The 12790-nt window shown below is 41.4% G+C and carries 11 protein-coding genes; 5 read left to right on the top strand and 6 right to left on the bottom strand.

The genetic code is table 11. From position 1 onward, the window contains the following. Window positions 1-3: 3 nt before the first annotated feature. The 3 genes from leuC to leuA are packed head-to-tail and all read right to left on the bottom strand — an operon-like array spanning window position 4 to window position 4103. Entirely contained in the window at window positions 4-1401 is a 1398-nt protein-coding gene (gene leuC, locus ACMAZF_RS00900; protein WP_435275632.1) for a 3-isopropylmalate dehydratase large subunit, read from the bottom strand. Then, a complete protein-coding gene (leuB, locus tag ACMAZF_RS00905) occupies window positions 1401-2498 on the bottom strand; it encodes a 3-isopropylmalate dehydrogenase (protein WP_435275633.1) in 1098 nt (365 codons plus the stop codon). Before leuB ends, leuC begins: the two co-directional genes overlap by 1 nt. A 45-nt stretch (window positions 2499-2543) precedes the next feature. Beyond that, window positions 2544-4103 (bottom strand): 2-isopropylmalate synthase, encoded by a 1560-nt coding sequence (gene leuA / locus ACMAZF_RS00910; RefSeq protein WP_435275634.1) that lies wholly within the window; start codon window positions 4101-4103, stop codon window positions 2544-2546. 326 nt (window positions 4104-4429) lie between these two features. On the opposite strand from leuA, the gene msrB reads away from it, so the two are divergent. Continuing rightward, window positions 4430-4819 carry a peptide-methionine (R)-S-oxide reductase MsrB gene (msrB, locus tag ACMAZF_RS00915; protein ID WP_435275635.1) on the top strand — a complete coding sequence of 130 codons (390 nt, stop codon included), beginning with the start codon at window positions 4430-4432 and terminating at the stop codon, window positions 4817-4819. Between the two features lie 367 nt (window positions 4820-5186). On the opposite strand, the gene rho is transcribed toward msrB, so the two are convergent. Next, window positions 5187-6458, bottom strand: coding sequence for a transcription termination factor Rho (rho, locus tag ACMAZF_RS00920; RefSeq protein WP_435275636.1), 1272 nt, complete (start codon window positions 6456-6458; stop codon window positions 5187-5189). Window positions 6459-6665: 207 nt separating this feature from the next. Then, entirely contained in the window at window positions 6666-6992 is a 327-nt protein-coding gene (trxA, locus tag ACMAZF_RS00925) for a thioredoxin TrxA (RefSeq protein ID WP_435275637.1), read from the bottom strand. 141 nt (window positions 6993-7133) lie between these two features. Here trxA and rhlB point away from each other — a divergent pair, with 141 nt between their 5' ends. Further along, window positions 7134-8426 carry an ATP-dependent RNA helicase RhlB gene (gene rhlB / locus ACMAZF_RS00930; protein ID WP_435275638.1) on the top strand — a complete coding sequence of 431 codons (1293 nt, stop codon included), beginning with the start codon at window positions 7134-7136 and terminating at the stop codon, window positions 8424-8426. 85 nt (window positions 8427-8511) lie between these two features. Then, complete coding sequence (locus ACMAZF_RS00935; protein WP_435275639.1) at window positions 8512-9972, top strand: Ppx/GppA phosphatase family protein; 1461 nt, start codon at window positions 8512-8514, stop codon at window positions 9970-9972. Here the strand turns inward: ACMAZF_RS00935 and ACMAZF_RS00940 are convergent. Next, window positions 9955-10758 (bottom strand): NAD-dependent epimerase/dehydratase family protein, encoded by an 804-nt coding sequence (locus tag ACMAZF_RS00940; RefSeq protein ID WP_435275640.1) that lies wholly within the window; start codon window positions 10756-10758, stop codon window positions 9955-9957. The two genes, ACMAZF_RS00935 and ACMAZF_RS00940, sit on opposite strands and share 18 nt — an antisense overlap. A gap of 243 nt (window positions 10759-11001) precedes the next feature. Between ACMAZF_RS00940 and argC the strand changes: the two genes are divergently transcribed. Both argC and argB read left to right on the top strand, forming a co-directional pair. After that, entirely contained in the window at window positions 11002-12003 is a 1002-nt protein-coding gene (gene argC, locus ACMAZF_RS00945) for an N-acetyl-gamma-glutamyl-phosphate reductase (RefSeq protein ID WP_435275641.1), read from the top strand. 2 nt (window positions 12004-12005) lie between these two features. Next, window positions 12006-12782: an acetylglutamate kinase gene (argB, locus tag ACMAZF_RS00950; protein ID WP_435275642.1), complete on the top strand. Its 777-nt coding sequence runs from the start codon at window positions 12006-12008 to the stop codon at window positions 12780-12782. The last annotated feature ends 8 nt before the right edge of the window (window positions 12783-12790 follow it).

A 12790-nucleotide genomic window follows, 5' to 3' on the forward strand; every position in this document is an offset into this window, starting at 1 on the left:
TTCCTAAGCGTTGCGAATATCGACGAAGTGACCTGCACATGCAGCCGCGGCTGCCATCGCTGGGCTAACTAAGTGTGTACGGCTCAAACGGCCTTGGCGACCAACGAAATTACGGTTACTGGTTGATGCACAGCGCTCGTATGGCTCTAGGCGATCGTCATTCATGGCTAAACACATTGAACAGCCCGGTAAGCGCCATTCAAAGCCTGCATCAAGGAATATTTTATCTAACCCTTCTTCTTCTGCTTGTGCTTTTACAAGGCCTGAACCTGGTACAACAATGGCAACAACGCTTGCTGCGACTTTTTTGCCTTTGGCGATAGTTGCAGCAGCGCGTAAATCTTCGATTCGGCTGTTGGTACAAGAACCGATGAATACTTTATCAACACCGACATCAGTCAGCGATTGACCCGCTTCAAGCGCCATATAATCGAGTGCCTGTTTGGCGCTGTCAGATTCAACAGCGTCGCTAAAGCTCGCAGGAGCCGGCACAACTTGATCAATGGCAATCACTTGTCCTGGATTGGTACCCCACGTTAATTGCGGCGCAATATCTTCACCGCGTAGTGTGATTACCGCATCAAACTGTGCGTCGTCGTCTGATTTTAGTGTTTTCCAATAGGCAACAGCATCTTCCCAGTCTTGACCTTTTGGTGCGTGTGGGCGACCTCCGAGGTAATCAAAAGTGATTTGGTCTGGCGCGACCATACCGGCTTTAGCGCCACATTCGATGCTCATATTACAAATGGTCATGCGAGCTTCCATCGATAATTGCTCGATAGCGCTGCCACAATATTCGATGATATAACCTGTGCCGCCTGCGGCACCTGTTTCTCCAATGATTGCTAAGATAATATCTTTAGCACTGATACCTTCATTAATGGTGCCAGTGATTTCAATCTTCATTGATTTGGCTTTGCTTTGTTTCAACGTTTGCGTTGCCATTACATGTTCGACTTCAGAGGTTCCGATACCGAATGCTAATGCGCCAAAAGCACCGTGAGTTGCGGTATGCGAATCACCACAAACAATAGTTGTGCCTGGCAAGGTCATTCCTTGTTCTGGTCCCATAACATGCACGATACCTTGATTGATATTGTGAATATCAAACAATTGCACGCCGTATTGGTCGCAATTATCAGTTAACGTTTGAATTTGAATACGGGCTTGATCGCTACAGGCATCAAGTGAACGAGACTTTGTTGATGTGTTGTGATCCATGGTCGCAAAGGTTTTACCAACATGGCGTAAAGGACGCTGATGAGAGTTCAAGCCAGAAAATGCCTGTGGTGATGTCACTTCATGGACTAAATGACGATCAATATAGATTAACGGCGTTTCATTGGCTTCATTTCGGACAATGTGATCTGCCCAAATCTTATCGTATAACGTACTCGCCATTAGTTGTTCTCCAAAATTGATTGCGCGATAAAGTCGCCCATTTCACTGGTTGATTTAGCGTCTTCGATATTACTAGCCAACTCACGGGTTAAATAATTATTGTCTAAGGCATCTATAATAGCTTTTTCGATGGCTGTCGCAGCGTCATCAAGACCCAGGCTAAAGCGTAATAACATGGCTGCTGATAAAATCTGTGCGATTGGGTTAGCAATGTTTTGGCCTGCAATATCTGGCGCACTCCCACCCGCAGGCTCATACATGCCAAAGCCATCTTCATTAGTACTTGCTGATGGTAATAAGCCCATAGAGCCCGTAATCATTGCACATTCATCAGATAAAATATCACCCATCAAATTTGAGCATAATAAAACATCAAATTGAGAAGGATCGCGCACCATTTGCATAGCCGCGTTATCGATATAAATATGCTCTAATTCGATGTCTGGATACTCTTTCGCGATTTCTTCAACTACTTCACGCCATAGCACAGAACAGGCTAATACATTTGCTTTATCAACAGAGGTTACTTTTTTACGTCGCGTCTTCGCAGATTCAAACGCAATGCGGGCAATACGCTCAATTTCTTTACGTGAATAACGCATCGTATCGAACGCTTCAACATCAGCGCCTTCACCTTGACGGCCTTTAGGCTGACCAAAGTAAATACCGCCTGTTAATTCACGGACACATAAGATATCAAAACCACGGGCTGAAATATCAGCACGTAATGGTGACAGCGCGGCTAATTGACTATAAATTCGCGCTGGGCGTAAGTTACAAAACAATTTGAAATGACCACGTAGTGGCAATAACGCACCACGCTCTGGTTGCGAGTTAGGTGGTAAATGCTCCCACTTCGGGCCACCAACAGAACCAAATAAGATAGCGTCTGATTCTTCACACCCTTTTAATGTATGCGGCGGTAATGGTTCGCCACAGGTATCAATAGCAAAACCACCAACGGGTAGTTCATTGTAATTTAATGTGAAGTTAAACTTTTGTTGAACTGCCGCTAATACTTTTTTTGCTTGTGCCATCACTTCAGGGCCAATGCCATCGCCAGCAAGCACCGCGATGTTATATTCTTTATTACTCATTCCTATTGCTCTACCTTATTATTTTTAATTTCTTCGTACTGGCGTTTAAACACCAGCGATTTGTTTTTTGAATGCTTGTTTTTTGTCTGCGACTACATCAGCGCGATGGACTAGATTTAGCACATGTAACATGGCGCGTACTGATGCGTGTACAACGTCAGTTGCTAGACCCATACCATGGAAGTTTTGGCCGTTATAAGCAGCAACAATATCTACTTGTCCTAGTGCATTCTCACCTTCACCTTTTGCTTTTAATGAGTAATCAATCATTTCAATTTCAACGTTGGTGATACGGCTAACGGCATTAAATGCCGCCTCTACAGGACCATTACCAGTAGCTGCTTCAATAAATTCTTTGTCGTTAATTAATAATTTCACGCTGGCTGTCGACATCATGCCTGAGCCTGAGTGAGCACTTAGATAAGCTAGCTTGTAATAATCGTTCTCATCTTTTTGCTGATTAAAGAACAATAATGCTTCTAAATCATAATCGAACACTTGGCCTTTCTTATCTGCTAGCGCTAGGAACGAGTCGTATAGTTGATCTAAATCGAATTCGTTATCTTGATAACCCAATTCACTCATGCGATGTTTGATTACATGGCGGCCGGAGCGAGAGGTCATATTGAGTGATTTTTCTGGCTGGCCAATAGAGGCGGCTGTCATTATTTCATAAGTATTTTTAGCTTTTAACATGCCATCTTGATGGATGCCTGAAGAATGAGAGAATGCGTTACTGCCGACAATCGCTTTGTTAGGCTGAACCACCATGTTGCATAAATTGCTGACTAGCTGAGAAGTACGATAAATTTCAGTAGTATTGATGTTGGTTTCCACACCCAAGATATCTTTTCGTAGATTCAATATCATCGCTATTTCTTCAAGCGAAGCATTGCCTGCACGCTCCCCAATACCATTGATGGTACACTCAATTTGACGAGCACCCGCTTCAACGGCACTGATTGAGTTGGCAACAGACATGCCTAAATCATTGTGGCAATGAACTGAAATTACGGCTTGATCAATATTTGGTACACGCTCGTATAATGTCTTGATGATGCCACCAAATTCGCTTGGAATTGTGTAACCAACCGTATCTGGAATGTTAATCGTTTTGGCGCCAGCAGCGATGGTTGCTTCGACCATACGGCATAGATTGTCGATTGGTGTTCGTCCAGCATCTTCACATGAAAACTCTACATCATCAGTAAAGTTTCGAGCGTATTTTACCGCCCCAACCGCCATCTCTAAGACATCATCAAATGTTTTCTTTAACTTGCTTTCAACATGAATGCTCGAGGTCGAAATAAAAGTATGAATACGAAATTGTTCCGCCACTTTCAATGCATTACCACAGGCTTCAATATCAGCTTTAACCGCACGAGACAAACCAGCACAAATACTGTTTTTAACCGTTTTAGCAATGGTTTGAACCGATTCAAAATCGCCTGGAGAAGACACAGGGAAACCTACTTCCATCACATCAACACCAAGTCGTTCAAGAGCTAGCGCAATTTGTAGTTTTTCTTTTACTGTTAAACTTGCTGCTAACGCCTGTTCGCCATCACGTAATGTGGTGTCGAAAATAATAACTTGATCTGACATATCTATTTCCTTTGGTTGAATACAAAAAAACCCGCTGTTAAGGCGGGTTTCTAGTGGTAAGCTTTATTTAACTAATGCACTAAGAGCCCGCAGCGTAAGCTAGCAGGAGCAGTAGAATGTTTAGTGCATGTATCGTTGTGTTCAAAGCGTTTACCTGAGTGTTAATCACTCGTAACAAATCTGTTTAAAAGTGGTATATTTTTAACCTGTGTTGGCTAGTTAAGTCAACATATTTTTACGGTTGTAATTAAAATATTACATTCGATTTAATTATAACCAACACAATAAGTCATAAGTTGAGGAAAGGCCATTGGTCTTAAGTATAAATGAAACAAGATAATAACTATTGGCGTGAGAAATTAAGTGACGAGCAATATCGAGTATGCCGTGAAAAAGGGACTGAACGACCATTTACTGGAAAGTGGTTAGTTAAACAGGAACAAGGTGCTTTCCACTGTATTTGCTGTGATAATTTATTGTTTGTAGCTGATGCGCAATTTGATAGTGGTTGTGGTTGGCCGAGCTTTGACGATGTTGTCAGTAAAGAGCAGGTTAAATTAGTGCGTGATAGTAGTCATGGCATGGAACGCACTGAGGTGTGTTGTCGTCAATGCGATGCTCATTTAGGGCATGTATTTACCGATGGTCCAACACTAACAGGGTTACGTTATTGCATTAATTCCGTGGCGATTGATCATCGCTCGTCCGAGTCTTAATCTTTTGCTGATTATTTTTGTAGGCAAGCTGCTGCGAAAAATTGCCGTTTAGTGTCGGTTTAGGTGGCACTAATATCGGTGATAAATTTCGAATCTTCTTTTTAATAGGCGCAGCTTTAGGATTCAATTTTATCGCTTTTTTAAAAATTGATTGGGCGTAGCTATTTGATTTATTTAATTTAATCTCTTTGGCGTGTAACCACGAAGTACTGATAGTCATCAGTGTAATAAAAATTAAATAGCGCATAATGATCCAGATTTAACAAGTTAATTATTAAACTTAAGCGAGACTTGTGCCAATCGTAAATTTTATTTTTGGCATAAAAAAACCACGAACAAAGTCGTGGTTTCAGGCAGTCAAGACCGATTATTTTTTCGGTTTTGCTTGTTTCATTGAGTCGAAGAACTCGTCATTTGTCTTAGTCATCGCTAGGCGATCGATTAAGAACTCTGCAGCATCAACTTCACCCATTGGATGAACAATCTTACGTAAGATCCAGTTTTTCTGTAGCTCAGCTGGGATCGTTAATAATTCTTCACGACGCGTACCTGAGCGAGTAATGTCGATTGCTGGGTAAACGCGTTTCTCTGAAATCTTACGACTTAAGTGAAGTTCCATGTTACCGGTACCTTTAAATTCTTCATAGATAACTTCATCCATTTTAGAACCAGTATCTACTAGTGCTGTCGCGATAATAGTTAAGCTACCGCCTTCTTCAATATTACGTGCTGCACCAAAGAAGCGCTTTGGACGATGCAATGCATTGGCATCAACACCACCAGTTAATACTTTACCTGATGATGGAATCACCGTGTTGTAAGCACGCGCTAGACGAGTGATTGAATCTAATAAGATAACAACGTCTTTTTTATGCTCAGCGATACTTTTTGCTTTCTCAATGACCATTTCTGCTACTTGAACGTGACGGCTCGCTGGCTCATCAAACGTTGAAGCAATTACTTCGCCGTTCACAAGGCGACGCATTTCAGTAACTTCCTCTGGACGCTCATCGATAAGTAATACCATTAAATGAGCTTCAGGGTTATTGGTTGCAATTGATTGTGCAATTGACTGAAGTAACATTGTCTTACCTGCTTTAGGCGGAGCAACGATAAGGCCACGTTGACCTTTACCAATAGGTGCTGCTAAATCGATAATACGGGCAGTTAAATCTTCAGTACTGCCATTGCCACGCTCTAAACGGAAACGTTCGTTCGGGTGAATAGCTGTTAAGTTTTCAAATAAAATCTTATTACGCGAGTTTTCTGGCGTATCAAAGTTAACTTCACGTACTTTTAGTAATGCAAAGTAACGTTCACCGTCTTTCGGTGGACGAATTTTACCAGCGATGGTGTCACCAGTACGTAAGCTGAAACGACGAATTTGGCTAGGTGATACATAGATATCATCTGGACCAGCTAAGTATGAAGCGTCTGCACTTCGTAAAAAGCCAAAGCCATCTTGTAGAATTTCTAAAACACCGTCACCAAAGATATCTTCACCGCCTTTGGCGTGAGATTTTAGAATGGCGAAAATAATGTCTTGTTTACGTGCACGGGCGATATGATCGATGCCCATAGATTGTGCAATTTCGAAAAGCTCAGGAATTGACTTTTGCTTTAATTCAGTAAGATTCATAGTTAGAAGGGTCTGTTGTTAAGTCGTTAAACTTTGTTTGTATTAGTTGGGTTATCTGTGTGTCTAATGGATATTTTTCGACAGGCGCGATATTAAATCGCTCAATAAATTAGCACTAAAACTAAGTAGGGTAAAGCATTAAAAGGCATATTCGTTAAAAACATGCCTTTTATAGAGGGTAAACCACAATAATGTGATAATTGATGCTTAGCTGTTTGCGTCAAGAAACTCAATTAGTTGAGTTTTTGAAAGCGCACCAACTTTAGTTGCTGCAACGTTACCGTCTTTAAATAATAAAAGCGTTGGAATACCACGGATACCGTATTTTGGAGCTGTCTCAGTATTTTGATCAACGTTTAATTTACCAATAGTAACTTTATCGCCGTATTCTTTAGCAACTTCTTTAAGAATTGGCGCAATCATTTTACAAGGTCCGCACCACTCAGCCCAAAAATCAACAAGTACAGGGCGACCTGCGTTGATTACTTCTTGCTCGAAATTAGCATCTGTTAGCTGAATAATTGTGTCGCTCATGATTTTCTCCGTAGATTTTATAAAGTGGGGATTGTCCCCTTACCAGCAAATATGAGGGTAATGAATTGAGAGTTCAACCCCTATCGCTATTTTTTTGCAATCGAGGCGTTTTTTTGTGAGAAGACCTGATATGCTAGCGTCATGAAAAATACTCACTTAACAGAAACAACGTTCGCACAATTTGATCTCGTGCCATCGTTAAAAACCGCCTTAGATAGCGTCGGTTACACGCAATGTACACCTATTCAAGCTAAATCATTACCCATTTTAATGTCCAATAAAGACATTGCTGGCCAGGCGCAAACAGGTACAGGTAAAACACTCGCTTTCTTAGTTGCTACATTTAATCATTTACTTAACAATCCAATTGAGCAAGAGCGCAAAGCAAATCAAATTCGTTCGTTGATAATGGCACCAACACGTGAATTAGCGATTCAAATTTATAATGATGCTAAACCGCTAGCGGAAAAAACCGGACTTAAGTTAGCGCTTGTATACGGTGGTGATGGATACGACAAACAAATCAGTGAACTTGAAAAGGGCGCCGATATTGTTATTGCAACCACTGGTCGATTAATTGATTTTATGAAGCAAGGCCATATCGACTTACGTAGCGTACAAGCGGCCGTATTAGATGAAGCTGACCGTATGTTCGATTTGGGTTTCATTAAAGATATTCGTTACATATTCAGACGTATGCCGCCGGCAACAGAGCGCTTAAATATGCTGTTCTCTGCGACGCTTTCATTTAAAGTACGCGAATTAGCGTATGACAACATGAATGAACCAGAGCACATAGAAATTGAACCGACGCAAAAAACCTCTACGAATGTTCAAGAAGAAATATTTTATCCAGCCAATGACGATAAAATTCCATTATTGTTAACGTTGCTTGAAGAAGAGTGGCCAGATAAAGCCATTGTGTTTGCTAACATGAAACACAAATGTGAAGAAGTTTGGGGTTATTTAGTCGCTGATGGGCATCGTGCAGGTTTATTAACAGGTGATGTGCCACAAAAGAAGCGTTTAAAAATCTTAGAGCAGTTTACCAAAGGCGATATCGATATTTTAGTAGCCACTGATGTTGCTGCACGTGGTTTACATATCTCTGATGTGACTTACGTGTTTAATTTCGATTTACCGGATGACGCGCAAGATTATGTGCATCGCATTGGTCGTACGGGTCGTGCTGGCGCTACTGGACATTCAATTAGCTTTGCCTGTGAGCAGTTTGCGCTGAACCTTCCTGCCATCGAAGAATATATTTCTCATCAAATTCCAGTGAGTAATTATGAGAAAGAAGCTTTATTGACTGATATCGCACAGCCAAAGCGTATTCCTCGCAAACCACGCGATGAAGGTAATAAAGGCTTTAACAAACGCCATAACGGGCCTAAAAGACAACATAGCAACGACAGAAATCGTCACCGCTAAGCTGTTACATTGAAAATAAAAAGGGTCGTTTTACGGCCTTTTTCGTTAAAAGAAATATCAAAATAACTAAGAAGAAGGATTCTCCTTGTCTGCTTTAAACAATACTTACGCCGTAATCGACTTGGGATCAAATAGCTTCCACATGATGGTTGTTGATAATGTTGCTGGTGCTCCACGTGTTATTTCAAAGGTTAAACGTAAAGTGCGACTTGCGTCAGGGCTGAATGAAAACAACGTATTAAGCCATGAAGTAATGGAGCGTGGTTGGCAATGCTTAGCATGGTTTGGTGAACATCTATCGCAACTAAATATTGATAATGTCAAAGTCGTTGCAACTGCAACATTACGCTTGGCAACGAATGCCGAAAAGTTTTGTGAACAAGGAAACAAACTGCTCGGAACGCCAATAAATATTATCAGTGGTGAAGAAGAGGCGGCGCTTATTTATCATGGCATGGCGGTGACAAGTAATGGCTGTGGTAAGCGACTGATTATTGATATTGGCGGTGCTAGTACTGAATTAATTTTAGGTAGTGGCGTAACCCCTATTGTGCTTAACAGTCTTAATATGGGATGCGTTACGTGGTTAGAGCGTTATTTTGGAGACAATCTATTATCTCAAGGTAATTTTTCAGCGGCCGTCGCAGCGGCGAAAGAAACATTATTGCCTGTGAAACATGATTACCTTGCTCATCAATGGCAATTAACTTTAGGGGCATCTGGCTCTGTTCAGGCTGTGCAGGAAGTCTTAGTCGCTCAAGGACTAAATGAAGAAATTACGTTAGATAAGCTTTATCAATTGCAGGCGCAATGTATCGCATGTGTGGATCAGGATAGATTGTTACTTGATGGATTAAAAGCAGAGCGAAGAGTGGTATTTGTTAGTGGCCTCTGTATTTTAATTGCGCTTTTTGAAGAGCTCGTAATTAACTCAATGTTAGCCTCTGGCGGTGCGTTGCGCGAAGGGGTTATTCATCAATTATCACAAGAATCGTTAAGTGATGATATTTGTTTAAAGACTTGCATGTCAATCATTCAGCGCCTTCAATTGAATACACTGCAGGGACAACATGTTGCCCAGTTAGCTGCGCAGTTTGCTAATGATATTTCTGTTGATGACTCAGTCATGCCCATGCTGAACTATGCTGGTTTGATTCATGAGTTGGGCGTAAGCGTTGAGTATATTGAAGCGCCACTGCATGCACGATATTTATTATCTAATATGCCGCTTGCAGGGTTTAGCAAGCAGCAAACATCATTGCTAATCGCTTTAGTAGGGAATTTCAAAGGCGATATTGAGCAACATTTGTTATCTGAGCAAGGGTGTTGTGATTCTAACAGTGCACAAGAAATGTTGATGTGTTTACGCTTGGCTGTGATTTGTGCAGGGCGTTACCAAGGCACACGTTGTCAATCAGTCAAACTGCGACGAACCGATAATGGTTTCACATTAGATATCCCATCATCGGTAGCAAAAAAGTCACCACTAATGATGGTGCAACTTGATGAAGAAAGCGCGCTCAATCCGCTATTCGTGTTCAGCTAACCACTGCAATAGATCAGGATGTTGATATTGATATTTCAGTAGCTGCGATGTGTGCGTTGCATCTATTGTTTTATTTAGCAGTGTCTCTGGTGTAAATGTAGGCGGTGTTAACCCTAAATGTGCTGCTGCTGCGGTGTAAAAGTTGTGGCGTGACGGATGAGATGGCGCGCAAGCAATTAAAGATTGTTGCCATATATCCTGTTGAATCACCGCGCTAATTATTCCAATAACATCTTCTTTAACGACTAAGTTTACTGGGGCGTCTGGGTTCGCTACGTCTGTTTTTTCTGCCAAAAACCTTCCAGGATGGCGATCACAGCCGATGAGCCCTGACAGTTTAATGGTGGTTGCCAAGTACTCTGGGGCATCATGAATTAATTGCTCAAAAGCAACCATGGTTTTTGCCGATTCCGTTGTTGGCTGCATTGGTGAACTCTCAATAACGATATTTTTGTTATTACCCCAAACAGAGGTTGAGCTAGTAAATAAAACGTGAGGAATCGCTAACGAAATTGCCAAGTGATGAAGCTGTGTTAACTCTGTCAAATAGTCATACCCTAAGCCACGCTTTGGCGGGATTGTAATAATCATCACATCAAAATGCATATTAAGCGCTGCTATACTTTTAGGATCTTGCGTATCAAGATGAATAACATTGACATCACCGATGGCTACTTTGTTATTACTTGTCGTTGTTGCAGTAACGTGTTGACCTTGTTGATTGAGACTTTTTGCCAATGGCAAACCTAGCCAGCCACTGCCAATAATAAGAATGTGTTGAGTCACTAGAATTTCCTGTAAAATAATTATGCATTAAAGTTGCATAACTATTTTTATTGGTTATACTGAATGTGTTGGCAATATTGCCTTGATTAATGATGAAACACTGGCAATGAACCAATATATCTCTCAAATGAAGTATACCCTTAACCGACGACGATAAGCAGCTTTGTTTATGTCGTCGGTCTTTTCTACTGACTCCTCCGTCTAAATTAAATTTTTAATCGAATATAAAGTGAATGTATTAATATGATTAATATAGCAATTATTGGTGCTAGTGGTTATACTGGTGCACAAATGTGCCAGCTGATAGAGCAGCATGACCAACTAAACCTTACAGGCATTTATGTCTCTGAAAACAGCTTGGATAAAGGGAAAAACATTAGTGAGCTTTACCCACATTTGTCTCATGAAGTCTCAGCAACGTTAACACCGCTAACAGATAAATCATTTTCTGATATTTATGCAAATAATCAGGCTGTAGTATTAGCCACAAGCCATGATGTTAGCCATGACATTGCACCGCAACTTTTAGCAGCAGGGCTAAGTGTTTTTGATTTATCGGGTGCATTCCGATTTAAAGACGGCAAGTATATTAGTCAGTATTATGGTTTTGAACATCAACACCCTCAGCTACTTGAGCAAGCTGAATATGGCCTTGCAGAGTGGTCAAGTGAGCAAATTAAGTCATCTAAATTGATTGCTGTGCCGGGCTGTTATCCAACAGCATCATTGTTAGCATTAAAACCGTTGCAAGCTGCACGTTTTCTTGATGAAAAACAGTGGCCAGTTATTAATGCAGTTAGTGGTGTGACAGGTGCTGGTCGAAAAGCGTCGATGACCAATAGTTTTTGTGAAGTGAGTTTAACGCCTTATGGCGTGCTAGGTCATCGTCATCAGCCCGAAATTGCTACTCAGTTGGGCGCTCAAGTCATCTTTACGCCACATTTAGGAAACTTCAAACGAGGTATTTTGGCGACTATCACCGCTAAATTGAAAGTGGGTGTAACACAACAAGATATTGCCAACGCATTTGATTGCTACCGTGATTCCACTCATGTTCGTTTACGTGGTGATGTGTGGCCGAAAATCGATGATGTTGCTAATACGCCTTATTGTGATATCGCATGGAAGTATGATGCAGCCAGTGGCCATATTGTCATTGCCAGTGCGATCGATAACTTATTAAAAGGCGCAGCTGGTCAAGGGTTACAGTGTATTGAAATTCACTTTGGATTAGGGGCTAATTAATTATGCAGCCTTTAGTCATTAAAGTTGGCGGCGCGTTACTTGATTCTGTTGATGAGAAAGCCGAGTTATTTCAAACAATCGCTTCTTTGGTGAAACAAGATATTGCCGTTGTACTTGTTCATGGTGGTGGTTGTCTAGTTGATGATTGGATAGTTGCCATGGGCCTTACGAATGAAAAGCTGGACGGGCTAAGAGTAACACCTAAATCGCAAACAAATATTGTAGCAGGTGCGCTAGCTGGTGCGGCAAACAAGCTGCTTGTTGCGACTGCTAAACAACATGACGTTAACGCGGTTGGCCTTAGCTTGTGTGACGGTGGTTTAGTAAGTACAGAGTATGTTGATGAAAGGCTAGGCCAAGTAGGTCGATGTGGTGTTGGTGAGCCTGCATTACTAAATTCGTTACTATCGCAAGGCTATACACCGTTGATTGGTTCGATAGCTGATGATGGGCAAGGAAATTTACTTAACGTAAACGCTGATCAAGCGGCGCAAGTTATTGCTCAGCTTATTGGCGGAAAATTAATTTTGTTGTCTGATGTGCCTGGCGTATTGGACGGTAATAAAGAGCTTATTGATGAGTTGTCACCTAAATATGCCGAACAATTAATTACTCAAGGTGTGATTGTTGGCGGTATGAAGGTGAAAGTAAATACGGCATTTAACACGGCGAAGGCTCTACAGGATTCAATTGTCATCGCTAGTTGGCAGCAGCCGCAAGATTTAATGGCGTTTGCGGCAGGTAAAACGTGCGGCACTTTGATTAAACCCGAACAATAATAGGATTT

It is taken from the genome of Psychrobium sp. nBUS_13, from assembly GCF_051201665.1.
Classification (GTDB): Bacteria; Pseudomonadota; Gammaproteobacteria; order Enterobacterales; family Psychrobiaceae; genus Psychrobium.